At 40.8% G+C, this 23,021-nt stretch carries 23 protein-coding genes; 13 read left to right on the top strand and 10 right to left on the bottom strand.

What is annotated here, in order from left to right; translation table 11 throughout:
• Positions 1–142: 142 nt before the first annotated feature.
• On the top strand, positions 143–1,318 hold the full coding sequence (locus GR160_RS17600; protein ID WP_160751214.1) for an MFS transporter: 1,176 nt from the start codon (positions 143–145) through the stop codon (positions 1,316–1,318).
• 85 nt (positions 1,319–1,403) lie between these two features.
• Here the strand turns inward: GR160_RS17600 and GR160_RS17595 are convergent, their stop codons facing one another.
• Positions 1,404–2,156: an SDR family NAD(P)-dependent oxidoreductase gene (locus GR160_RS17595; protein ID WP_160751213.1), complete on the bottom strand. Its 753-nt coding sequence runs from the start codon at positions 2,154–2,156 to the stop codon at positions 1,404–1,406.
• A 166-nt stretch (positions 2,157–2,322) separates the two neighbouring features.
• On the opposite strand from GR160_RS17595, the gene GR160_RS17590 reads away from it, so the two are divergent.
• The 3 genes from GR160_RS17590 to GR160_RS17580 are packed head-to-tail and all read left to right on the top strand — an operon-like array spanning position 2,323 to position 4,647.
• On the top strand, positions 2,323–2,895 hold the full coding sequence (locus GR160_RS17590; RefSeq protein WP_160751212.1) for a Crp/Fnr family transcriptional regulator: 573 nt from the start codon (positions 2,323–2,325) through the stop codon (positions 2,893–2,895).
• A 43-nt stretch (positions 2,896–2,938) separates the two neighbouring features.
• On the top strand, positions 2,939–4,210 hold the full coding sequence (locus tag GR160_RS17585; protein ID WP_160751211.1) for a Y-family DNA polymerase: 1,272 nt from the start codon (positions 2,939–2,941) through the stop codon (positions 4,208–4,210).
• Positions 4,201–4,647 (top strand): LexA family transcriptional regulator, encoded by a 447-nt coding sequence (locus GR160_RS17580; RefSeq protein ID WP_160751210.1) that lies wholly within the window; start codon positions 4,201–4,203, stop codon positions 4,645–4,647. The genes GR160_RS17585 and GR160_RS17580 overlap by 10 nt, the downstream gene beginning before the upstream one ends.
• Positions 4,648–4,742: 95 nt before the next feature.
• Here the strand turns inward: GR160_RS17580 and GR160_RS17575 are convergent, their stop codons facing one another.
• Both GR160_RS17575 and GR160_RS17570 read right to left on the bottom strand, forming a co-directional pair.
• Positions 4,743–5,465, bottom strand: a complete 723-nt coding sequence (locus GR160_RS17575) for an SDR family oxidoreductase (protein WP_160751209.1) — start codon at positions 5,463–5,465, stop codon at positions 4,743–4,745.
• A 98-nt stretch (positions 5,466–5,563) separates the two neighbouring features.
• Positions 5,564–6,493, bottom strand: a complete 930-nt coding sequence (locus GR160_RS17570) for an AraC family transcriptional regulator (RefSeq protein WP_160751208.1) — start codon at positions 6,491–6,493, stop codon at positions 5,564–5,566.
• Positions 6,494–6,632: 139 nt separating this feature from the next.
• Here GR160_RS17570 and GR160_RS17565 point away from each other — a divergent pair, with 139 nt between their 5' ends.
• The 5 genes from GR160_RS17565 to GR160_RS17545 all read left to right on the top strand — a co-directional run bounded on the left by GR160_RS17565 (position 6,633) and on the right by GR160_RS17545 (position 11,170).
• Positions 6,633–7,799 carry an MFS transporter gene (locus GR160_RS17565; RefSeq protein WP_160751207.1) on the top strand — a complete coding sequence of 389 codons (1,167 nt, stop codon included), beginning with the start codon at positions 6,633–6,635 and terminating at the stop codon, positions 7,797–7,799.
• A 72-nt stretch (positions 7,800–7,871) separates the two neighbouring features.
• On the top strand, positions 7,872–8,951 hold the full coding sequence (locus GR160_RS17560) for an SMP-30/gluconolactonase/LRE family protein (RefSeq protein WP_160751206.1): 1,080 nt from the start codon (positions 7,872–7,874) through the stop codon (positions 8,949–8,951).
• 225 nt (positions 8,952–9,176) lie between these two features.
• Entirely contained in the window at positions 9,177–9,557 is a 381-nt protein-coding gene (locus GR160_RS17555) for a DUF1508 domain-containing protein (RefSeq protein ID WP_160751205.1), read from the top strand.
• A gap of 55 nt (positions 9,558–9,612) precedes the next feature.
• Positions 9,613–10,152 carry a helix-turn-helix transcriptional regulator gene (locus GR160_RS17550; RefSeq protein WP_160751204.1) on the top strand — a complete coding sequence of 180 codons (540 nt, stop codon included), beginning with the start codon at positions 9,613–9,615 and terminating at the stop codon, positions 10,150–10,152.
• A gap of 85 nt (positions 10,153–10,237) precedes the next feature.
• Positions 10,238–11,170, top strand: coding sequence for a hypothetical protein (locus GR160_RS17545; protein WP_160751203.1), 933 nt, complete (start codon positions 10,238–10,240; stop codon positions 11,168–11,170).
• Positions 11,171–11,213: 43 nt separating this feature from the next.
• Here GR160_RS17545 and GR160_RS17540 read toward each other — a convergent pair whose 3' ends face one another.
• The 5 genes from GR160_RS17540 to GR160_RS17525 all read right to left on the bottom strand — a co-directional run bounded on the left by GR160_RS17540 (position 11,214) and on the right by GR160_RS17525 (position 15,230).
• The gene (locus tag GR160_RS17540; RefSeq protein WP_160751202.1) at positions 11,214–12,683 is read right to left on the bottom strand and encodes a carboxypeptidase-like regulatory domain-containing protein; all 1,470 of its coding nucleotides are present in this window, start codon (positions 12,681–12,683) and stop codon (positions 11,214–11,216) included.
• 190 nt (positions 12,684–12,873) lie between these two features.
• The gene (locus tag GR160_RS17535) at positions 12,874–13,527 is read right to left on the bottom strand and encodes an RlmF-related methyltransferase (protein WP_370519234.1); all 654 of its coding nucleotides are present in this window, start codon (positions 13,525–13,527) and stop codon (positions 12,874–12,876) included.
• Positions 13,409–13,837, bottom strand: a complete 429-nt coding sequence (locus GR160_RS19605) for an RlmF-related methyltransferase (RefSeq protein ID WP_370519233.1) — start codon at positions 13,835–13,837, stop codon at positions 13,409–13,411. The genes GR160_RS17535 and GR160_RS19605 overlap by 119 nt, the downstream gene beginning before the upstream one ends.
• Before the next feature lie 142 nt (positions 13,838–13,979).
• Positions 13,980–14,663 (bottom strand): DUF1345 domain-containing protein, encoded by a 684-nt coding sequence (locus GR160_RS17530; protein WP_202390813.1) that lies wholly within the window; start codon positions 14,661–14,663, stop codon positions 13,980–13,982.
• A gap of 24 nt (positions 14,664–14,687) precedes the next feature.
• The gene (locus GR160_RS17525) at positions 14,688–15,230 is read right to left on the bottom strand and encodes a 3-hydroxyanthranilate 3,4-dioxygenase (RefSeq protein ID WP_160751201.1); all 543 of its coding nucleotides are present in this window, start codon (positions 15,228–15,230) and stop codon (positions 14,688–14,690) included.
• 284 nt (positions 15,231–15,514) lie between these two features.
• Between GR160_RS17525 and GR160_RS17520 the strand changes: the two genes are divergently transcribed.
• Together GR160_RS17520 and GR160_RS17515 are read left to right on the top strand one after the other, a co-directional pair.
• Entirely contained in the window at positions 15,515–16,045 is a 531-nt protein-coding gene (locus tag GR160_RS17520) for an AidA/PixA family protein (protein ID WP_160751200.1), read from the top strand.
• A gap of 223 nt (positions 16,046–16,268) precedes the next feature.
• Positions 16,269–18,413: a M3 family metallopeptidase gene (locus GR160_RS17515; protein WP_160751199.1), complete on the top strand. Its 2,145-nt coding sequence runs from the start codon at positions 16,269–16,271 to the stop codon at positions 18,411–18,413.
• Between the two features lie 95 nt (positions 18,414–18,508).
• Here GR160_RS17515 and GR160_RS17510 read toward each other — a convergent pair whose 3' ends face one another.
• Positions 18,509–19,054 carry a hypothetical protein gene (locus GR160_RS17510; protein ID WP_160751198.1) on the bottom strand — a complete coding sequence of 182 codons (546 nt, stop codon included), beginning with the start codon at positions 19,052–19,054 and terminating at the stop codon, positions 18,509–18,511.
• Between the two features lie 142 nt (positions 19,055–19,196).
• On the opposite strand from GR160_RS17510, the gene GR160_RS17505 reads away from it, so the two are divergent.
• Positions 19,197–19,778: a Crp/Fnr family transcriptional regulator gene (locus GR160_RS17505; RefSeq protein WP_160751197.1), complete on the top strand. Its 582-nt coding sequence runs from the start codon at positions 19,197–19,199 to the stop codon at positions 19,776–19,778.
• A gap of 82 nt (positions 19,779–19,860) precedes the next feature.
• Positions 19,861–20,565 carry a CPBP family intramembrane glutamic endopeptidase gene (locus tag GR160_RS17500; RefSeq protein WP_160751196.1) on the top strand — a complete coding sequence of 235 codons (705 nt, stop codon included), beginning with the start codon at positions 19,861–19,863 and terminating at the stop codon, positions 20,563–20,565.
• 4 nt (positions 20,566–20,569) lie between these two features.
• Here GR160_RS17500 and pbpC read toward each other — a convergent pair whose 3' ends face one another.
• Positions 20,570–22,972, bottom strand: a complete 2,403-nt coding sequence (gene pbpC / locus GR160_RS17495) for a penicillin-binding protein 1C (protein ID WP_160751195.1) — start codon at positions 22,970–22,972, stop codon at positions 20,570–20,572.
• Between the last annotated feature and the right edge of the window lie 49 nt (positions 22,973–23,021).

Here is a 23,021-nt window from a genome sequence, read left to right as displayed (position 1 = left end):
AAAGGGTTTACGAGTTAAAATTATTTTCCGGGTATTAGGTATTAGGCGTTGGGTTTTTGGTTGTTAGTAAACTTGGCTATACAACAGATTAGCGTTTTACTCTCATAATCTAAAAATCGTTACCTTTGCAGTCTTCAAAAACATGCAAAAAACCGCCCACCCCATATACAACCTGCATTTCGGATTGCTGTGCCTTAGCTCACTGCTATTTTCGGCAAGCTTTAATATGCTTATACCCGAACTGCCTGCCTATCTAAGCAGTCTTGGTGGTGCAGAATATAAAGGGTTGATCATTGCGCTTTTTACTCTTACAGCAGGAATATCGAGACCATTTAGCGGTCGGCTTACCGACACCGTTGGCCGCGTGCCTGTAATGGCGTTTGGATCGCTGGTGTGTTTTGTTTGCGGCATATTATATCCTGTACTGGGCAGTGTATCGGGCTTTTTGTTTTTAAGGCTCATTCATGGTTTCAGCACAGGATTTAAACCTACTGCCACTGCTGCCTATGTTGCCGATATTGCTCCCAAAGAACGCTGGGGAGAAGCCCTTGGCATACACGGTTTGTGCTTTAGCACCGGAATGGCCATTGGCCCTGCTATTGGAGACTATCTTACACGACATTTTTCATTAAACATATTATTTTATGTATCGTCAGCCTTTGCGCTGCTGTCTATACTTATACTTACCCATCTTAAAGAAACCATAGCTGTAAAGCAAAAGTTCAGTTTTAAACTACTCAAAATAACCCGTAAAGATATTATTGCCCCAGAGGTACTCCCGGCCGGCATTGTTACTTTTATGGCTTACATAAGCAGTGGTGTAATCCTGACGCTCCTGCCAGATTTTACATCCTCTATTGGCGTAGAAAATAAAGGCATGTTTTTTATGGTGTTTACCATAGCATCTTTAGTTATACGCTTTGTGGCAGGAAAGGCTTCAGACAAATACGGTCGCATTCGCGTTATAAAACTGGGGCTCGTACTGCTTGCCGCCGGAATATCGCTAACGGGCTTTGCCCAAAACCTTACCGGACTTTTAATTGGCTCTATTGTATATGGCATTGCAGCCGGAATACTATCGCCTGCACTTAATGCCTGGACGGTAGACATGAGCCTGCCCGACCACCGTGGCAAAGCCATGGCAACTATGTATATTGCCCTTGAGGCCGGTATTGGCCTGGGGGCACTTATTTCGGGCTGGTATTATCAGGACATCATCGCCCGCATTCCGCTTTTAATGTATGCGTCGGCTATAATTGTGCTGCTTGCATTTGTTTACACCTATTGGTACGAAAAGAAAAAAGCTACTTTACAATAATTCCCCGATTATGCAATCTACCGATAAGCAAAACAGCCGCCAAAAGGCAGCTGTTGTTTTGTTGTTTGTGTAAAGAAGCGTCTGTTTATACAATGGTGTAACCGCCATCGGCAATAAAATAGCCACCTGTAGTAAACGATGATTTTTCTGAGCTTAAAAAGGTAACCAACTCTGCTATTTCCTGTGGTGTGCCCAACCTGTTCATTACAGATTTAGCTTCAAGAGCTTTCAACATATCCTGATTGGCATGTGCTGTTAGTAACGGAGTTTCTATATAGCCTGGGCCAACCGCATTACAGCGAATGTTTTTTTGACCATATTCTGCAGCAATATTTTTAGTGAGTCCCACTACTCCATGCTTAGACGCCGTATAGGCCACACTGTTTGGTGCCGCTACTGTGCCGTGTATAGAAGCTATATTTACAATACTGCCCCCTCCGTTTTTTTCCATTTGCTCCAATTGATAACGACAGGCATAAAATACACCACTAAGGTTAAGGGCAATTACTTTATCCCATGCAGTAACATCATATTCACCGGTTGGTGTGGCCGGGCCACCTATTCCAGCATTGTTGCAGGCCACATCCAGCCTGCCATATTTTGCCACAACGGCCTCAACCAGTTTTTTATTTTCTTCCGGCAAGGACGAATCGGCTTTTACAAAAAAAGCATCCCCACCGGCATCCTGTATAGCTTTTACGGTTTCTTCACCGTGTTCTGTACTCACATCGGCAACAACAACTTTTGCACCCTCACGGGCATAAGTTTGTGCTATGGCGCGGCCTATTCCGGATCCTGCACCCGAAACTACCGCTATTTTGCCTGCTAATAAAGACATATCTGTTTTGTTTTAAAATTTGTACTATAAAGTTAATGCTTTTTCTAATTAAAGCTTCAAAAAGAAGCGTTAAATTAAGATCAGGAACCATCCTAAAATGAAAATATGATAAAAAACACAGGCATACTTTTTGTATATTTGAGAATATACAACATAATGAACTCCTATGTTTGAAAATTTTTGCAGCTACCTGAATGACAAAGCCAAATTTACCAATGCCGAAATAGAGCAAATAAAAGCGGTAAGCCAGGTTAAAAAAATAAGCAAAGGCGAATTATTAATGCAGGAGGGCACTTTGTGGATTTACAACGCCTTTGTGTGTAGTGGCCTGCTGCGTTCTTTTTACACCGATGTTAACGGCACTGAATTTACCCTGAGCTTTGCTCCCGAAAATTACTGGGCAGGCGACCGCCAAAGCATTTTAAGCGGTAAACCTACACCCTACAGCGTTGATGCCATAGAAGACACCGTGGTAATACTCATAGAGCAAAAAGACTTTTATGAGCTCAGCAAAAAAATAGATGCATTTAACACCATGATGAGCACGCTTATACAAAAACATCTTGTGGTTACTGAAGACAATGTAAACAACAGCATTCGTCTTTCTGCTGCTCAAAAGTATTATACCTTTCTTGCAAAATACGGGAGGGCCGCACAGCGAATACCTGCCCACATGATAGCCTCATACATTGGCACAACACTACAGGGGCTGGAACAAATTAAAAAGAACAGGCTGTAGTTTTTAACAGGCAATCAAACTCAAATCTGCTAACTTTGTACTCATGTATGCCTTAGTAGACTGCAATAACTTTTATGTATCCTGCGAGAGGGTTTTCCAGCCGCAATGGCAGGACAAACCTGTTGTAGTATTGTCTAACAACGACGGCTGTATTATATCGCGCAGCGAGGAAGCAAAAGCATTGGGCATAGGCATGGCCGAACCTGAGTTCAAGATCAGGGCGGTGCTCCAACAAAACAATGTAAAAGTCTTCTCGTCTAATTACTCCCTCTACGGCGACCTTAGCCAACGTGTTATGGGCATTATGCGCCTCTATACCCCCAATGTGGAAGAATATAGTATAGACGAAGCATTTTTAGATTTTAACGGAGTCGATGTACCTAACTATCATGCCTTGGGTTTAGAAATGCGAAACAGGGTGCAAAAATGGCTTAGCCTGCCTATTTGTGTAGGCATTGCACCAAGCAAAACACTTAGCAAAGCTGCCAACCGTATTGCTAAAAAATTTCAAGGGCGTACACAGGGCATTTATGTTATAGATAGTGAAGAAAAGCGTATTAAAGCCCTTAAGTGGCTTAAAATAGAAGACGTTTGGGGCATAGGTTACCGTACTGCAAAAAAACTTAAGGCTAAAAACGTACTTACTGCTTATGATTTTACACTGCCTCAATTAGAGCCATGGATCAAAAAAGAAATGGGCGTTGTGGGCATGCGCATTAAAATGGAACTGGAAGGCAATCCCGCTATTGGCGATGGCTCTGTACCCGAACAAAAAAAGAGCATTGCCACCACACGCAGTTTCCCAAAGCAGCTTAAAGATTATGACCTTATTCGTGAACGCGTAAGTACCTTTGCCTCGGTTACCGCCGAAAAGCTGCGAAAGCAAAACTCTATGTGCCATACCGTTATTGTAATGCTTGTGGCAGACAAACACAGTATAGACACCCCTAAATATCATTACAGCCGCGCAATTACATTGCCGTTTGCTACAAACTCGGCTCTTACCATTAGTAATGCTTCCATACAATTACTCAAAGACCTGCTGGCTGGTACGGATACGGTTAAGTTTAAAAAGGCAGGTGTTATTGTGAGCGAACTCGTGCCCGACAACGCTAAGCAGTTTAACCTGTTTAACGACGAAGACCCACGCCATTTAGCACTCATGAAAACCATGGATAAAGTAAACAGCAAAATGGGCAGCCGTATTGTTCGCCTTGGTGCACAGGCGCAAAAAACCTGGGACATGAACCAAAACATGCTTTCGCCCCGCTATACTACAGACATTAACGAAATACTTGTGGTGCAATGCCGGTAGATAAAAACAAAACAAATCTTACTTTTTATACCCCAAACCATGAGGCCGGTACTGCACTGCCGCTTGTAAATCATAGTGTTTCGGCAGGTTTTCCTTCGCCTGCGCTCGATTTTATGGAGTATAAAATAGACCTCAACCAGCACCTTACGCGCAATGCCTTAAGTACGTTTTATATAAAAGTGGCAGGGTCGTCTATGACAGATGCAGGTATAGACGATGGTGACCTGCTTGTGGTAGACCGCAGCCTTGAACCCGCAGACAGACGTATTGCCATTTGCCTTATTGATGGTGAGTTTACCGTAAAGCGCCTAAAGTTGGAAACCGACTGCCTGTATCTTATACCCGAAAACCCAGCATACCACCCCATAAAAGTAACCGAAGAAAATCAGTTCATTATTTGGGCTATTGTTACGTATGTGGTTAAGAAAATCGTATAAATCATTATTCCCAAAATCCATAAAAAAGAATTAACACAAAAACAAAATCCCACAATAAAAACATTATGGGATTTTGCATCAGACTATTATATTACCTAAGGATTCAGGACTTTAAAGCGCGCTTTAATAACCTCCGGGCCTCCATTGGCCATATCGGTACTGTGCAGGTAGGTAATTTCTTCATCCCCATTTTCAAGACCTTCAAAAACCTTATCAATAAAACCGCTTACTGGCGGAAAACTGCTGTGTATGCCCGTACCGCCAAGGTCGGTATCAAGAGCAGGAGGAATAAGCTCTATAACCTCTACTCCCTTATCTCTAAGCAAATAGCGTGTACTAAGGGTAAAAGAATGTAAAAATGCTTTGGTTGCACTGTAAACGGCTATTTTACTGGCAGGCACAAACGCTAACCCCGACGTTACATTTATAAGTGTTTTAATCGATGAGAGCTTTGAAAATAAATGTGTAATATGCAGAGGAGCCTCAATATTGGTTACAATTTCGGCATGGGCACGCTCCACAAAATCAGTATCAGCAATGTCCATCCAGTTTTGTATACCCGCATTGTTTATAACAGCATCAAGGTCAGGATGGTTTTCCAACACCCAATTGTATAGCTCCTCACGACTTTGTGAATCAGAAAGGTCGCAAACTTTTGTTATTACATTAGGGTACTTAGCTGCAACTTCATTAAGCAGGTTTTCTCGCCTGCCGCAAATTATTACGGTATTTCCGTGCTGCAAAAATCTTTCGGTAAGCCCCAAACCTATACCACTGGCGCCCCCTGTTATTAAAATTTTACTGCCTGATAATTTCATTTTAAATTGAATTTTATGATGGTACAAATTTACACCCCCACTGATGGTTGTCATTTACGCGTTTCAATCTATAATTTGTAAAAATCAAATCAGGTATGCTATTCCCTAAATGCCTGAGGCGAGAGCTTAACCTGCTTTTTAAAGAAGTTACTAAAGTGTGCCACCTCATCAAAGCCTAAAGACCAGGCAATTTCGCTAATGCTCCAGCTTGTTTGGCGCAACAGTATTTTAGCCTCCTGCAGCAAACGGTCTTTTATAAGGTGAGTAGTGGTTTTGCCTGTGTGTTCCTTAAGCATTTTATTAAGGTGGTTTACGTGTATTGAAAGGCGCGCAGCAAAATCGCCTGCCGTTTTCAACACAGGTTTGTGGTTTGGCGATGCAATGGGAAACTGCCTTTCCAGCAACTCTATAAACAGCGATACCACCCGCGCCCCCGACGTATTTGCTGTGTACAAATCGGTATCGGGCTGCAACTTTTGACCGTAGTGTATCAGCTCCATAAGATAATTTCGCAGCAAGTCGTATTTATGGGCATAGTTGCCCTCTAGCTCATTATACATTTTCACAAACAAGGCTTTAACTTCTTCTGCCTGTGTAGCATTAAGCATAAAAACCGGAAAGCCTCCGGGAGAAAAGATAGGTAACTCGTCTATAACCACGCCGCTCTTGCTTTTCACCAAGAACTCGGGGGTAAAGATGCAGAAATAACCATCGGGGTTTTCGTCCAGTGGGTGCCAGTGGTAAGGCACGCGGGGAGAGGCAAACAGCAACGCATAGCTGTCTATCTCTACGGTCTTATCGGCATACTCGGCCCGGTGCCGCCCTATAATAAAACTTATTTTATAAAACGCCCTGCGGTTGTAGGGCATTACAGGCTTCTCCCGATACTTAGCTACCATTTCGCCCACATTAAACACATTAAAATGCCCTATATCCTTACTTATGCCTTCCGGAAGCAAACCGCCTCCTGCCCCATTTCCTTTATGAAATTCTTTGCTGTAAAACTGTTCTAAGGTTGTGCTTTCCATATGCTATGTATTTGCAAAAATCAAAGGTAGAGAAAAATTGCTTTCGGGTCAATTTCCCGTACGATAGGTGTTTAGACATTACAACTTCAATACATCACTTTTCCCTCAGCAATAAATTTCTTTTCCCGAAATTTGCAGCATGGAAACTACTATCACTAAAACACAAATTACGGTTATGAGCATTGCCGCCGGAATTTGCGTGGCAAACATATACTACAACCAGCCTATACTGAACGACATAGCAAAAAACTTTAATGTAAGTGCCAGCAAAGCAGGCATAATATCGGTAATGGCACAGGCAGGCTATGGGTTAGGGCTCTTTTTCCTGACACCGCTGGGCGATAAAATAAACCGCAAAAAACTCATCATTGCACTTATGGCGGCATTGGTAGCGGTTCTGGTAGGCACTACGTTCGTGCAAAACTTTTTTTGGCTTTGTGTTTTTAGCCTGCTAACAGGTTTGCTGGGTGTTGCCGCACAGGTAATATTGCCCATGGCCGCCAGTATGGACAGCAAAAACCGGGGGCGCACGGTGGGCATTATTTTTACAGGGATACTTGTAGGGATACTCTCGGCACGGGTAGTAAGCGGCTTTATTGCAGGCTGGCTCAACTGGCGCTATGTGTATGGCATATCGGCAGTAATGGTGCTGTTAAGCATGGCATTAATACAGTTTACCCTGCCCAATGCAACACCGGGATATCAAGGCAATTATGCAAGCCTTTTAGGCAGCACGCTCAAACAATTGCAACGCTTTGCACTACTGCGCAAAACTGCACTTTTGGGTGCGTTGGTGTTTGGATTGTTCTGCTCATTTTGGACCACGCTTACCTTTCATCTTAGTGGCGAGCCTTTTAATTATAAAACCGATGTTATTGGCCTCTTCGGGATGCTTGCCATAGCCGGAGCCATGCTTGCCCCACTCTTTGGAAAGCTTGCCGATAAAGGCAACCCACGCAAATCTCAGCTTTTTTCGGTATCTTTAATACTTGTGGGAGTACTTTTAATACAGGTGTATCCACTATCGGTTACAGCATTTATTATATCAGTGCTATTGCTCGACGTGGGTGTCCAGGCCACACAGGTAACCAATGTTGCTACAATCTATACCCTCGATGAAACCGCACCCAGCCGCATAAACACTGCCTACATGACCACTTATTTTATTGGCGGTGCGCTGGGCAGCTTTGCCGGCATACAGTGCTGGAATGCCGGGGGCTGGCAACTGGTATCCTGGCAATTGCTAATATGGTGCCTTTTAGCACTAGCCATAGTGGTTGTAAAGTCGAAAGCTATAAAATCATAACATTAAAAGCCTGAACTTCTATTATCTATCCTCTAAAGTCTATTTTGAATCTAATAAATATCTGCCATCTAAATGAAAAACCTCATTATATCTATTCTTATTGCCATCCCTCTTTATGCCCAAAAGCCACAACTGGAAGAGGTTGCCGATGTTGGTAAAAACCAGCCTATAGGCGTGGCTGTGGAGAGCAGTACTAACAGGTTGTTTGTTTCTTTCCCCCACAACGAGCCGTTTATGTTTGCCCTTACAGAGATAAAAAACGGCAGGCGCGTGGCTTATCCTAACGAAGAATGGAACAAACAAGGCACCGACGATAAGCATTTTAACAACGTGCAGGATTTGTATGCCGACGATAAAGGATCGCTTTGGGTGTTAGACTCCAAACCTGCCGGTGGAGCATCGGTTTTTGGCGATTCGGGAAGTGCTCAAACAGGAGAATTTAAACTGATACAATTCGACCTTGCCAGCAATACAGCAAAAAAGGTGTATCGTTTTGGTGGGCTCCCGTTAGATAAAAGCGGACTTAACGATGTTCGTGTTGACACCCAAAAACAATTGGCCTACCTTAGCGACCCCGCCCTTAAAGCCATTGTGGTTTTAGACCTTAAAACCGACACGGTTAGGATAGTATTGCAGGACGATGCCTCTACAACTGCCACCCCCAGATATACACTTAAAATAGATGGGGTGGAAATGACCGACGAAAATAACAAGCCTTTTGTGAGCAATGTAAACAGCATTGCCCTTACTAAAGATAACAACTATTTTTATTACAAACCAATTAACCACGACCGCCTGTATCGCATAAGGACCAAACATTTGGCTAATACTAAACTTAGTGCAGAAGACATTACATTTAAAGTAGAAAAAATTGCCGATGTTGGCATGAGCCATGGACTTGAGTGTGATGCCAAAGGCAATATTTATTATGGTGACTCTCAAATGCACGCTATTAGATATGTTACGCGCTTTGGAAAAGTAAAAACCCTTGTAATTGATGGCCGTATTATATGGCCCGACTCTTTTGGTGTGGGCAGCGACGGCTATTTGTATTTTAGCTGCGCGCAGCTAAACCGACAGCCAAAATATAACAATCAGCAAAGCAAAGTAGACCTTCCTTACAGAATTTACAGGGTGAAAATGCCGAACTAAACCGGGCGCCTCTATACCGATTCTAAAAATCACTCCTAACCAGGCTGATTAAAAACCGTTTACACCTACAGGCAGATTTTGTTAGTAAATAGTATGCCAAAGCCGTGTTAAAGAGCTTTAAATTATAGCTGTTTTGTGTAGTTTTGAGATTTTGAGAGCAAAAAACCAATATCATGAACTACAGGCAACTATGCCTTTAACCTGCTTAAATTTTTAAATCGTACTATGGGAATGTTTGTAATTAGCAAACGCTTTAACGGAGATTACAAATTTGTTTATACCTCGCGCAAGGGCAAAACTATTTTTACCAGCATCAGCTGCAAGCAAAAATCAGATTGCGAGCTCATGATAGCCGGTATTAAAGACAATCTCCCACAGTTTACTTTTACAAAGAACAGCACAGCCAGCGGCAAATATTTTTTCCGGCTGTCTAAAGGCGGATTGGTACTGGCTACAAGCCGCAAATATTCTACAGAGCTTAGCTTAAAAAAGGGCATAACCGAGATCCATAAATACATGGACAGATCGGAGATGCTCGATTTCTCTGAAAATGATCTTTTATTCCCTGCTGCCGAAGAGGTATTTGGACAGGAAGTGCAGGCATAAAACCTCTTTTATTAATTTTGCAATATTGACAACAAGCTTAGTATTAATAAAGACGATGGAAAATAACGTTAAGATTTTTAGGGAGGCTAAAAATATAACTCAGACAGAGCTTGCCGAAAAATCAGGGATTTCTTTGCGAACTGTTCAGAGAATTGAGGCCGGGAATGCATTGAAAGGCTTTACACTCAAAGTCCTCGCAGAATCTTTAGATACCGAACCTGAAAATTTGATTATTAAACCACAAGAAACATTAATAGACAGGGCTAAATTAATAAATCTTGCGGCACTATCAGGACTCATAATTCCTTTTGGAGGTGTAATCTTTCCTTTAATCCTAACATATAGAACAAAAGACTTAAAAAATAAAATGCTTGGACAGGATATAGTTGTTGTCCAAATTTTGCTGTCATTCTTTTTTTCTGTTTTAATGATCGTAAGCCCGTTTATTCAAAAAGGTCTGTCATTAAAATTTCCACTTTTTATAGTTCCGCTCGTAGCAATGATCTTTATAAAACTTTTCATTATCATTAAAAACGGCATCAGCCTGAACCAACACAAAAAAACATTTATTCAATTAAATATCAGCATTCTATAACTTTATTTACACAAATGTCATAAAAGTGTCGTATTACATTTTGTGCTTCATTGGTTAAAAAAGCCGAAGCTTGCACAAAAAACATATGATGATACTTAAAAGGGTCTTGTTGATTGTTTGTGTAACAATTATTCTTTTGTCTTTAGGCGGATTTTTTTACTTAAAAAATAAATTCACTCCCGCTGAAAATTGCTTGACTGTAAGTCAATTTACCCAAAATATCCCTATAAAATGGAATACAGATGATGAAGATACTTACTCAGCAATGTATTTGCCAATTCAAATTAAAGGAATTAACAGAACATTCTACATGCAATTAGATTGTGGCGCTCCAAGCACTCTTTTTTATAAAAGATCGTTGTATTCCATCGTTAATAAATTTAGCGATAAGCTTAAGGCTGATTTGAAACAAAATCAGGCACAATTAACTTTTTATATTGGCAACATGAGTGTGAGCTCAGATAGCTTTTCTTTACTTGATTATGGGCAACATACCGATTTAAATAAAGATTTTAATATTATTGGAACAATTGGTACAGACCTGTTAGAAAAAAGGGTGACCGTTCTAGATTTTAAGAACGAACGCTGCTCATTTATACAGAAAATGCCAGAAGATGATTTTACAGATTTCGAATTCAAAAACCGCCGAATTATAATTCCTGCAACTATTGAAAACAGGAAATTAAAACTGCTGTACGATTCCGGTAGCAGCGGCTATGAACTCATAACCAACAAATCAGAATGGGAAACATATAGAACCCCCAACGGCAAAATAACAACCGATAAAGGAAACTCATGGGGAAATACCCTAACAGTTATTTCTGCATCGGCAAACAAACAAATATTATTTGGCAACCTCAACCTTCCGCTTACAAAAGTTACCTACATAGAGGGTATCTCTCATATACAAAAGCTATTAATGAAAAAATCAGGCATGCAGGGAATGATAGGCAACAAAATCTTTAAAGGTCATAAAATTATCCTTGACTGTAAAAATGAAAAATACAAAATTGAATAAACTCTATGACCTTTTATAAAAGATCAGATCAGCTACATATGCACTATTGATAGTTCTTAATAGCTTCTACCGGGGCAAGAACATTATAATCTTTCCAGATAGCCGGGTCAAATTTACTGATGTAGTTAACGTTATAATTAGCTTTTTCGGTTATGCCTGCAAACTCTGCAGCAGTTGCAGGCTTGCGGTCTATTATAAACAGCTCGTTAGTAGCAAATACATCTACTTCCATTAAAAATTCAATCTTAAGCATGCGGGTTTCCTCGTCTTTACTTACTTTGTTTTTAGTAAATTTTAAAGACCTGTTTATGTACATATAATTGCGCATTTGCTTTTTCACAAAGTTTACAGCATACTGCCCGGCTTCGTTCTTAGCAAAAGTTGCTGACACCTTTGTGCCGTCCTGGATCATTTTTAGACCTAAAACAAGCTTAAGGTTTACTTTGCGCTCGTACTCTCCGTCTACAAGATTGTAATCCAGCTTTACAAGGGCAAAGTCTGCGGCGTTAACATATAGCTTGCCGTAATAATGCGCAGATCCTTTAGCAGGTTTAAAGTCTATAATATAAATGGTCTCTCCATTAAAGGTGGCAAATCCTTCAAGAGCATAGGTGTATCGCTTAAACTCGGTTAAAAAATCAAGCTCTTCGTTAGTGTAAAACTTGTTCAGTTTTTCGCTTAGTGCAGTAATACTGCTCCTTAACGATGCGGTCTTGACATCTTCTTTAACGTCTTTTGCGGGAGAGCTTACTTTTAGCGAATCGTCTACCGGCAGGATCCCTGAGCGCACTTTGTAGGTAGCATCGGGTTCTAAGTGCTTTTTAATTACTTCTATAAGCTTACTGTTTTGGTCTCCCGCCACATCTTTTTCTTTATTTTTCAATTCCACAGCCTTTTCTACCACAAGTTTAGATTCGCCGTTTTGTGTATATAAAAATCCGTAAGCCTCAGAGAAATCAGTAGAACGTTGCCCTTTTTTCTTCTTAGCAATTTCTTCCAGCTCTTTGTTAAGATCTTTTAGTGTCGACTTTTTTTCGAGCGACGATTTTATCATTTCAAACTTGCTGTCTATTAATTTGTTGTCATGGCTATTTCGCAGAAAAAAAGTTTGCTTTGCCGTTTGTGAAGCATAGTTTTGGGGCGCGTTCTCTTTTACTTTAGTAAGTATTTCAATAGGCGTGTATTTTTTATTGGTAATAAATACCTCATCCAAAACATTTACCTGCTCTTTAAGCACATAAGTGCCCGCTTTTAAGTCGGCCAACGGAATGGTAAGTGTTTCATAACCTATAGACGAAAAGATAATTTTGTTGTCTTCGGGTTTTTCCGGAACAGTAATTACAAATATACCTTCCTCATTGCTCATAACCCCATATGTAGGGCCTATTTGTATCGAAACATAAGGGACAGGTTGATTTTGTGCATCGATCACTTTAGCTGTAACCGTTTGTGCAGCAGCATTTATACTAAAAACAAAAAATAGTATAGCCGTAAATTGTAATATTTTTTTCATTGGTAGGGTGTTTTTAAGTGTAAACGATTTGCACATTGTTTTGTAACATAACAGCAAAGCAGCCAAACTTTAAAATCAGGATAACTCTTTATTTATTTAACCGATGAGCCAGCCAAAAATATAAAATTTTCGTTAACATTTAATAAAAAACACAACAGCTCCAAGCCTACCCCTAATTTTAATCAAAATGCTATTTTGTTTTCCAACGGGTGTTTTTCCATTGTTTTTGCTCTCCGGCATCCAGAAACGTCCAGGCAACAATGCGCGTAGATTTATTACCTGTGCCCATAGTAATGGTTTGAACCTTTGTAGCTTTTACAGCCTCTAAAGTTTTGTAAATACCTTTAAGGTTAGACTGTTTAGACACTAATGTAGAGAACCAAAATACATTTTTAGCAAACTTTTTGCTCTCTGCAGCCATGTTGTTTATAAAAGCATATTCGCCACCATTGTAAATAAGTTCGTTACTTATTCCTGCGAAATTCAATTCGGCAGCCTTAACTTTCTTCCCTGATAAATTCTGTACTTTTCTAAGCGTGCCTTTTTGCGCATCCTGTGCCGATGCATGAAAAGGCGGATTGCATACCGTTATATCGATCCTGTCTGTCTCAGCAACTATTCCACTAAAAAACTGCTTGGGATTGCTTTGCAGCCGGCATTCAATCTTATCCTTAAGTAGACTATTTTGATCTGTGATGTGCTTTGCCGATGCTAAAGAATCTGCATTAATATCTGATGCTATAAAGTTCCATCCATATTCTGCAACTCCTAAAATGGGGTAAATGCATGTAGCACCCGTACCTACGTCTAGCGGTAACGCTGCTGCCCAAAGGCGTGCGCCCAAAATTGCTTTCAGCGAGCAAATCGGCCATGTAATGAATGTAATCTGCCCGGCCCGGAATGGGCGGTACTAAATTATCATCCGGAAAATCCCAATTCCTGATATTATAATAATGACTTAGCAGGGCTTTATTGAGCAACTTTACCGCAAGAGGGCTCGCAAAATCTACCGAGTCATCGCCATATTTATTAGGTTTTACGTGTTGTAGTAATTCAGGAACAGCAACTGTTAATGCTTTAAGGTCATAGCGCTCGCGGTTTTTATTTCGGGGATGCAGTGTAGTTTTTTCCTGCCTATTTTTTTCTGAAGACATAAATTAAAAAGTTCCTGAAGCATACTGAATAATGCTGAATGAATAATGTTGTGTTTTAAAATAAGGCAAGATAGCATAAAGGAGTAATTTAAAACTGCTTCTCAATTCTTTCGGCTTTATGACTTTTAAATTTTAGACTTACTTATTTGCTTATCCCGGCAATAACGTTTACAGTTAAGGCCACAATAATAGTATTAAACACAAAAGATATAAGGCTGTGCAACAGCACAAAACGCCTTACGGTTTTAGATGATATGGTAACATCTGATACCTGAAAGGTCATGCCAATTACAAACGAAAAATAGGCAAAATCTATATAATCAGGCTTAGCAGCATCGGGAAAGTCTATGCCGCCGCCCTCTTTGCCTGTTTTTATATTATCAAAATTGTGATACAGGTGCGCATATCTGATGGTAAAAATGGTGTGCAACAATATCCAGGATGTGGTTACTGCTGCAAGTGTAGCAACGGTGCGCAGATCCTGATCAAAAACCGATTCGGCCCCACTAACAATCAGCAATACTGTACCCGCCAGGCTAATACACACCGAACTAAGCACAATGGCAAATATTACCCGCACATCGTCGTCCTGCCTCTTTACTATTTCGTGCTGCTGTGCGGCAGTGGTGTTAAAAAACAGTAGCCAGCTCATGCTGATCATGGCAATTGCAAAAACATCCCAACACAAAATAATACGTGTACTGCCACTAATATGTAGTAGTTGTGTTGCAGCATAGCAAACCCCCGCACAAAAGAGCGATATCAGCAGTTTTTGATAGCCACTGGTGCGCACTATCCATTTAGGCATGTTCGTTTTTTTCTCCATTCTTAGAATTTACCCTCCCGACGATTACTCTTCTTTAGCAACATAACGTGCATCGGCAGGCAAAACAGTACCACATTTCGTGCAGGTACGCAGCTCTTCGCTGTTATAAAAATGTTTAAAGTGCGGAAGAAAATCTTTCTCTATATTATGCAATTCAAAATAGACTTCGTGCAATTTATGATTGCAGTTTTCGCAAAACCAGAGCAATCCGTCAGTAAAACCACGTTCGGCACGAACGCGTTCTATTACAAGCCCAATAGACCCCTCGCTCCTTACAGGAGAGTGTGGTACCCTGGCAGGATGCAAATACATATCTCCGGCAGTAAGCTCCATTTCTTTACGTTCACCCTCGTCCTGAACCACTACTTTAATAGTGCCTTCAAGTTGATAGAATAATTCTTCGGTTTCGTTGTAATGATAGTCTTTTCGGGCATTGGGTCCGGCAACCACCATTACAATATAATCGTCAGACAGCGGATAGATATTCTTGTTCCCTACAGGAGGTTTTAAAAGGTGTCGGTTCTCGTCGATCCATTTATTCAGGTTAAAGGGCTTTTGTAAGGCCATGGTATGCGTATTTTAAAGTTAGAACTAAGGTACTGAAATCTGCTGTAACAAATAGCTGATCTTTATCAGGAATTTCATAAAAAAGCTTAGGCACCATCTATTATTTTATTTCGATACCATTATTGGGGTACAGCAACATTTCATCCTTTTGTATTATAAATCAATACAATAACTTTTCAAACTTTGTAATGTCTTTAAATGATGCGCATCTTACTAAAAGACAAAGGCGGAATCTGAAAAGCCTAAAAAGAGTAAGAAAAGATAATTTCTAAAAATCAACTATAATGGAACTAATTAATATTCTAGTTACAGTAGACGGAGCCAAACTTGCAGAGCAGGTAAGTGATTCCAAAATTGCGGCAGGTACTAAAAATGCACCAACCGGCTTGGGCGCCTGGAGCACTTCTGATGTTTATATCGCAATGATATCACAGTATAGTAACGTTGTAAATGACGGAGGTAAATCCGAACTAACAATTTCAGCAAATTCCGGAGATTCAATCCGATGGGCCATGACAACATTTGGAAATAATGCTGATTATTCTGCATTTCTATATGCCAGTTCATTTAACCCGTCTGACGCAATTGTCCCGAACCCACTAACATATATCAATTCTCAAATTGAGGAGCATCTTCCAAATAACAGTGGTACCTTAACTCCTTTTACAAACAACATATATATTGCTCAGGGTACAGTTGTAAAAGTAGGTCTACAAGTTCAATATACGCTTTCGTTTCAATTAGTAGATAATTCAAATGGCAGCACAATTGGATATTTTTCTTGGGATCCGTTTATTCAGGTAAACCAAGGCTGATTAATCTAAATTACTTTTATAGGGGTTGTTATGAAATCATAACAACCCCTATAATTGTTTCTGCTCAAAGCCATGATGTAGTTTATATCTTGATACTGGTAAATAGACTTTACTGGCTAAATTTGAATCAAATTTTTTTAGTCCTCCCATATTTTCCTAAAGTATTTGCCTTTTAGATTTATAAAAGATAACTTTACTTTTTATGATACCCAAATCATGCTCCATGAAAGTAAAAACCATTATAATTTTAATAACAACCGGTATATTTATGTCGTGCCAAAGAGAAAACAAGGCAGAGACCATTGGCGATGATAATCCGCTGCTGGCCATGTGGGATACTCCGTATGGAGCTCCACCCTTTGATAAAATAGAGAACAAACACTACAAACCCGCCCTTGAAGAGGCAATGCGAATACAGCAGGCCGAGGTAGATGCCATTGCAAACAGCCATGAATTGCCTACATTTAAAAATACTATTGTAGCTCTTGAAAACAGCGGTACACTGCTTACCCGCATTAAAACCGTTTTTAACAACCTCAACACTGCCAATACTAACGATGAGCTACAGGCCATTGCCAAAGAAATGGCTCCGCTGCTCTCTAAAAACTACGACGACACCTACCTTAATGAAAAGCTGTTTGCCCGTGTAAAAAAAATATGGGATAAACAACTCTCGTTAAAACTCAGCACCGAAGACGCCAAACTTTTGGAGCGCAAATATAAAAGCTTTGTGCGAAGTGGTGCCCTGCTCGACGAAAAGCAAAAAGACAGGCTTAGAAAGATAAATGAAGAACTCTCTGTACTATCGTTACAGTTTGGAGACAATGTACTGGGCGAAACCAATAGCTATGAGCTTGTAATTAAAGACAAGGCAAACCTTGCCGGGCTGCCTAAAGAACTTGTTGATGCCGCCGCGCTCGAAGCCAAAGAGAAAGGTAAAGAAAACCAATGGGTGTTTACACTGCAAAATGCCAGCGTTATGCCTTTTTTGCAGTATGCAGATAACCGCGAACTCCGCAAAGAAATATGGACTGCCTATCAAAACCGCGCCAATAATGGCAACAAGCTAGACAACCGCATTGCCATAGTGCAAATGGCAAGCCTTCGTGCCGAAAAAGCCCAATTGCTGGGATACAAGAGCCATGCCCATTTTGTGCTCGAAGAGCGCATGGCCAAAACCCCCGAAGAAGTGTACAAACTTATCGACCAGATCTGGAAGCCTGCACTGGCTAAAGCTAAAGCCGAAGAAGCCGACATTAAAAAAATGATGGAAGCCGACGGTATTGCAGGCCCTGTACAGCCGTATGACTGGAGGTATTATACAGAAAAGATCCGCAGGCAACGATTTAACTTCGACGAGCAGGAACTTAAGCCTTACTTTAGCCTCGACAGTGTGCGCAACGGTATTTTTACTGTGACAGAAAAACTGTATGGGATTAAATTTAAACAGGTAAAGAACGTACCTGTTTATCATAAAGAGGTTACAGCATGGGAAGTTACCGAAGCAGACGGCAGGTTTATTGGCCTGTTGTATATGGATTTCTTTCCGCGGGCAAGCAAAAAAGGCGGTGCCTGGATGACTTCTTACCGCAAACAGTACAATACTGACGGTACACGCACTGCACCAATAATAAGCATAGTGTGCAATTTTACTAAGCCAACAGGCAACGAGCCTGCCCTGCTTACGTTTGACGAAACCACAACTTTTTTTCATGAGTTTGGACACGCACTGCACGGACTGCTGAGCAACGTTACTTATGAAACCTTATCGGGCACCAGTGTACCAACCGATTTTGTAGAGTTGCCTTCTCAGATAATGGAAAACTGGGCTGCCGAACCCGAAGTGCTTAAACTGTATGCCAAACACTATAAAACCGGCGAAACACTGCCTGATGAACTGATAGCAAAAATGCAACAGGCCGCCACTTTTGACCAGGGGTTTGCCACAGTTGAGTTTCTTGCTGCTACTTATTTAGATATGGCCTACCATACACGTTCTGAAGCCATGACCCAAAATATAGGCCCTTTCGAGGCAGAAGCCATGCAAAAAATAGGGCTTATACCGTCTATAATTCCACGATACAGGAGTACCTACTACAGTCACATTTTTAACGGCGGATATTCGGCCGGATACTACAGTTATATATGGAGCGGCGTGCTTGATACCGATGCCTTCGAAGCCTTCAAAACTACATCACTTTTTGACCCAGCGACGGCAAAATCATTCCGTACCAATATACTGGAACGTGGTTTTACTTTAGACCCGTCGCTGATGTACCGAAACTTCCGTGGTGCCGACCCGTCTATAGAGCCGCTATTAAGAAAGCGTGGCCTTCAGGAACAAGTTTTGATTAATGATAAGCTTTAAATCGTTTTTAAAATTGAAAGTTTATTACTAGAGATTTATAGCAACAACAAATTGTTGTTGCTATAAATCTTTGTTTTCTAAATATCTCTAAAGATCTAGTTGGGTATTTCTATTTCTTCCTGATCAATTTTATATGGCTCATAATCTTCTATTGGGGGTGGAGGTGGCGGAACATCATCCAAAGTATCAGATTTATTAACAGCAACTGCACCCATTATAAATCTTTCATTGTATGGTAGTGGCAAATCGATACTGTCATTATTAACACCTGTAATACTATCTACAACCACAACCTGCTCGATAGGCTGTTTGTTTCCGAAATCATCGGCACAGCTAAGAAGTGTTGTCCCCATGACAACTAATAGTGCAAGCATGAACATTCTCCTAAAACTGGTTTGAGTATATATAATTCTTTCCGGTACTTGTATAATTATACTCTCCAATTGGGTCTTCTTAAACCGCCCACACATTTTTTCCCCGGCATTGAGGTGAATATAAATAGCTATTTGGTCATTGGTCATACCACTAAAATCGGTCACGGTTTTTTGGCACTGTCCGCAAAATTTGCCCTGTGCATTTGGGGTCATATCCTCCCAGCTTTCATGGCATGGTGTAGGAATAGAAAGTTTAAAGTGGTTCATAGCTTCTAATGGATTGGTTGTTAAAACATAACGCTCTATTGTAACAGAATAGTGTTTAATTTTGAAAGAATTTTATTAATTTTTTAAACGCCATAGAGCATCCATTTTTTGTTCCTTGCCATGTATTAAGTATTTTTGAGATATGGAACAGCCCACACCTGAAAGGATAAAAGAAATATTCGATCCGTTTTACAAAGCCGATATAAATGTATGGGCAGAATTTTCTAAATGTGTACACCCACGCACTTTCGAAAAAAATGAAATTATAAAAGATTACCATAAAACTGAAAAATACATCAATATTGTTATTTCCGGATCGGTTGCTCATTTTGTCCTTGCAGATGAAAAAGATACGTGCATCAACCTGTACTACGAAAAGCAGTTTTTTAGCGACTACCTCTCATTCCTTACCCAATCGCCAACCGTTATAAAAACGCAGGCATTGGAAAATTCCGTTATCTGGTCGATAAGCCATACCGATTTAAATGAATTGTATGCAAGATCTAAAACCGGACTCGTTATTGGCAAAGCTATTTCAGATGCCATGTTTATTCGCAAACAGTTTGAGCAAATAAACCTTCTAACACTTTCGCCTACCGACAGGTATCTCAAACTTATTAAAGAACGCCCCGAAGTTTTCCAGAGAACATCTTTAAAAATTATTTGCTCATATCTTGGCATTACTGCCGAAAGCCTGAGCAGGATAAGGAAAAAAATATCCTAGAAATATCATTTCTTACCTTTCGTCAATTTTTTAGAAAAACCGTCTCTTTACCTTTGGCTTATAATTAAACCAAATACAAAAGATGAAAAACAAAATAAACTACACTGCTATTATTACCTTTTACGTTATTGCAGTTGCACTACGTTACCTTACTAACAAAACTGATATACTGAGCCCAATAGACAATGGCATTTTAAAGGCAATTTTACATGGCATTGGCCCTGCGGTAGGAGCAGTAGTAGTATTTACAGTTTTTAAAATAAAACCTGTTCTTAGCCTTAAAGGCAATTATAAAAAGCTGCTTACCCCATTCCTTATATTTTGGGCACTGCCTATAGTGTTAATTTTAGGAGCCGAATATTATACCAGTAAAACCGTTTCGTTTGCAACAGTTACTGCAATACTTATATATGGATTATTAGAAGAAATAGGATGGCGTGGCTTTTTGCAGCAGGAACTTAAATCGTTACCTCCATTCTTAAACATTTTAATTGTTGCGGTATTGTGGTTTGCATGGCATTTAAACTTCGAAATGACCAGCTCTAACATCATGTTTTTCGGAATTTTAGTTCTTGGAAGCTGGGGTATTGGTAAAGTGGCCAACAGTACCCACTCGCTACTTGCAGTATCGGCATTCCATTCGCTTAATAACTTTTTTGCCGAAATGAATTCGCTCAAAATAGCCATACTTATCACATTGTTGTCTGTTTGGGTAATTTCGCTGATAATCAAAAAAAGACAGTCTGTAAAAACCAATGCCGAACTGAAAACTGTGATTGAAAACTAAACGTTTACTCACTCACGATTTCTACCCGTCTTTGCACCTCATTGCCTGATTCGTCGGTAATGGTAATAGTATAGTTGCCCGTGTTTGCCTTTATCTGCATTTCATGAAAGGTTTGGGTTTCGCCCAGATATTTATCATTAAGATACCAAAACAGCCTGGCATTGTTTTGAGTATGGGCGGCCTTAACTATAAAAGGTTGCAGCCTGCCGTTAAAATCTTTAGTCAGGTATATTTTCCCATTCTCTTTTGGGTAGATAAAATCCATATAGGCACCAGAACCAGCTTCACAATCAGGCCTGAATGGAGGCAACGGCATGTAATCCATGTGCCCGCCTTTATAGTACCACTCCATTACAGGCGGCAGCACAAACCACGATCTTGTCTGCATTTTGTCGACACTCTCACAACTGCTGTTTACGCGATACCGCCCTGTAGAATCCAAATGTACCAATTTATGATACGGACATACGCTGGTTCGGCTACCTTTCAACGGAATCCACTGCTTTTCTGCCAGGCAGTATTCCCCTGCAATATGACCGCTCAATTTGCAAATATCTGCCTCTTCAAGGTCGTTAAGTGGTGCGGCAAACCAACGTTGACGCGGCAACAGGTTAAAAACATCAAATAAAACAGGTGCTGCACTGCCCACACCCGTAAGCGATGGCCTGCCCTCTCCCGATGCATTACCTACCCACACCCCCACCACATAGCGAGAGTTTGTACCAATAGCCCAGGCATCGCGGCTGCCAAAACTGGTTCCGGTTTTCCAGGCAATTTCTAAAGACGAATCATAAAAACGCCAAGCCTCATCGGCTTCAGGGCGGTTAACTTCTTTCATGGCATTATAGGTAAGCCATATAGAGCTTGCGCCAAGCTGTGGTTTATCGTAAACCTCTTTGCCAAAATCAGCACTATCAGATGAATCCCAATTCAGCTCGGCAAACTCATTGGTGTGGTATTTGGCATCGTGGGCAGTGAAATAATTAAGTGTAGAGGTCAGCCCGGCATATGTTCGGCACAGATCCCACAGGTTGCTTTCGGCACCACCAAGAATAAGCGACAACCCATAATGGTTGGGATGTTTTTTAATATCGCGCAGCTTAAAATGCTGCAACTGCTCATAAAATTTATATACTCCAAAATCTTTCAGCATCAGCACCGCCGGAATGTTAAGCGACCTTGATAGTGCACGTTGTGCAGGCACAGCACCATCATAAGTCAGTTCATAGTTTTTAGGGCTGTAGCCTGCAATCTGGGTGGGTACATCGGACACGAGTGTGTTGGGCAACAATTCGCCGGCATCGAGCATTGAGGCAAACAAAAAGGGTTTTAAAATACTGCCTGTACTTCTTGGGGCGGTAATAACATCTACATCTTTTTGGTGGGCGGCATCGGTTGGTGCATTGCCCACATAGGCAACAATGTTATGTGTTTGCACATCTATTACCAAAACGGCAAGGTTGTGTACTTCGGTTTGGCGGTATTCCTGATAATAGCGCGACGCAATTTGGTTTACACGGTTTTGCAACTCACTTTTTACGGTTGTTTTTATACGCTGCCCCTGTTTTGTTTTGGCTATGTGCTGTAATAAATGTGGTGCAGCCTGTGGCAAATTAAAAGGCTTTTGCGGCAGGGGTTCCTTTAACGAAAGTTCGTAAGTGGTTTTATCGATTATTGTTTCGTCGAAAAGTTTTTTGAGCAGGCGATTGCGCTTCTCGCGAAGTTTGATTTGATTTTTTCCCGGATAGATAAGTGCCGGTGCATTAGGCAATACCGCCAGTGTTGCGCTCTCTGCCCACGACAATTGCTGTGGCTGAACACCAAAATAACGCCACGAAGCCATTTGCAGTCCTACTACATTGCCTCCATAAGGCGCATGTGCGGCATACAGACCTAATATATCATCTTTGCTATGGCGAAATTCTAAACGGGTGGCGAGTATAATTTCTATAAACTTTTCAAAATAGCTACGCTTTTTATGTTCTCTACTAAGACGAATTACCTGCTGTGTTAGTGTGCTGCCACCCCGCACTACCCTGCCTGCATCATGGTTTTGCTTTACAGCTTTTGCGATGGCCACAGGATTAAACCCCGGATGACGGTAAAAATGCTGGTCTTCAAAATATACTATGCATTGCCTGAATTTGTATGGCACACTGTCCTGTGCAGGAAAACGCCATTGTCCATCTTTTGCAATACGTGCTCCCAAAAGTTCGCCCTCGGCACTTTCTATTACAGTGGCATAGGGAGTTTCAAAAAGTGTACGCGGAAGGCAAAAATAATAGGCTATCAATAATGCCGCAATTACACCCGACTTGATTTTGTTTGCCTTTACCCAATGCACAATGTACAGCCAAATGGCTGCTAAAAACCTGCGTATTTTGCCGGATAGCGATGCTGGATTCATGTATTTTTAAACGAAGAATAGTATTTGACGGCAGCACTAATATCGTAAT

It is taken from the genome of Flavobacterium sp. Sd200 (assembly GCF_009826935.1).
Lineage (GTDB): Bacteria > Bacteroidota > Bacteroidia > Flavobacteriales > Flavobacteriaceae > Flavobacterium.
This window is presented reverse-complemented; position numbering and strand designations above follow the sequence as displayed.

What these genes read in the sequence shown, in the direction of transcription:
- GR160_RS17545 (WP_160751203.1), top strand. Translation starts at nt 10,238, where the DNA reads ATGATGATACTTAAAAGGGTCTTGTTGATTGTTTGTGTAACAATTATT.
- GR160_RS17550 (WP_160751204.1), top strand. Translation starts at nt 9,613, where the DNA reads ATGGAAAATAACGTTAAGATTTTTAGGGAGGCTAAAAATATAACTCAG.
- GR160_RS17520 (WP_160751200.1), top strand. Translation starts at nt 15,515, where the DNA reads ATGGAACTAATTAATATTCTAGTTACAGTAGACGGAGCCAAACTTGCA.
- GR160_RS17540 (WP_160751202.1), bottom strand. Translation starts at nt 12,683, where the DNA reads ATGAAAAAAATATTACAATTTACGGCTATACTATTTTTTGTTTTTAGT.
- pbpC (WP_160751195.1), bottom strand. Translation starts at nt 22,972, where the DNA reads ATGAATCCAGCATCGCTATCCGGCAAAATACGCAGGTTTTTAGCAGCC.
- GR160_RS17510 (WP_160751198.1), bottom strand. Translation starts at nt 19,054, where the DNA reads ATGAACCACTTTAAACTTTCTATTCCTACACCATGCCATGAAAGCTGG.
- GR160_RS17560 (WP_160751206.1), top strand. Translation starts at nt 7,872, where the DNA reads ATGAAAAACCTCATTATATCTATTCTTATTGCCATCCCTCTTTATGCC.
- GR160_RS17505 (WP_160751197.1), top strand. Translation starts at nt 19,197, where the DNA reads ATGGAACAGCCCACACCTGAAAGGATAAAAGAAATATTCGATCCGTTT.
- GR160_RS17525 (WP_160751201.1), bottom strand. Translation starts at nt 15,230, where the DNA reads ATGGCCTTACAAAAGCCCTTTAACCTGAATAAATGGATCGACGAGAAC.
- GR160_RS17585 (WP_160751211.1), top strand. Translation starts at nt 2,939, where the DNA reads ATGTATGCCTTAGTAGACTGCAATAACTTTTATGTATCCTGCGAGAGG.
- GR160_RS17500 (WP_160751196.1), top strand. Translation starts at nt 19,861, where the DNA reads ATGAAAAACAAAATAAACTACACTGCTATTATTACCTTTTACGTTATT.
- GR160_RS17580 (WP_160751210.1), top strand. Translation starts at nt 4,201, where the DNA reads ATGCCGGTAGATAAAAACAAAACAAATCTTACTTTTTATACCCCAAAC.
- GR160_RS17555 (WP_160751205.1), top strand. Translation starts at nt 9,177, where the DNA reads ATGGGAATGTTTGTAATTAGCAAACGCTTTAACGGAGATTACAAATTT.
- GR160_RS17570 (WP_160751208.1), bottom strand. Translation starts at nt 6,493, where the DNA reads ATGGAAAGCACAACCTTAGAACAGTTTTACAGCAAAGAATTTCATAAA.
- GR160_RS17515 (WP_160751199.1), top strand. Translation starts at nt 16,269, where the DNA reads ATGAAAGTAAAAACCATTATAATTTTAATAACAACCGGTATATTTATG.
- GR160_RS17590 (WP_160751212.1), top strand. Translation starts at nt 2,323, where the DNA reads ATGTTTGAAAATTTTTGCAGCTACCTGAATGACAAAGCCAAATTTACC.
- GR160_RS17600 (WP_160751214.1), top strand. Translation starts at nt 143, where the DNA reads ATGCAAAAAACCGCCCACCCCATATACAACCTGCATTTCGGATTGCTG.
- GR160_RS17575 (WP_160751209.1), bottom strand. Translation starts at nt 5,465, where the DNA reads ATGAAATTATCAGGCAGTAAAATTTTAATAACAGGGGGCGCCAGTGGT.
- GR160_RS17565 (WP_160751207.1), top strand. Translation starts at nt 6,633, where the DNA reads ATGGAAACTACTATCACTAAAACACAAATTACGGTTATGAGCATTGCC.
- GR160_RS17595 (WP_160751213.1), bottom strand. Translation starts at nt 2,156, where the DNA reads ATGTCTTTATTAGCAGGCAAAATAGCGGTAGTTTCGGGTGCAGGATCC.
- GR160_RS17530 (WP_202390813.1), bottom strand. Translation starts at nt 14,663, where the DNA reads ATGGAGAAAAAAACGAACATGCCTAAATGGATAGTGCGCACCAGTGGC.
- GR160_RS19605 (WP_370519233.1), bottom strand. Translation starts at nt 13,837, where the DNA reads ATGTCTTCAGAAAAAAATAGGCAGGAAAAAACTACACTGCATCCCCGA.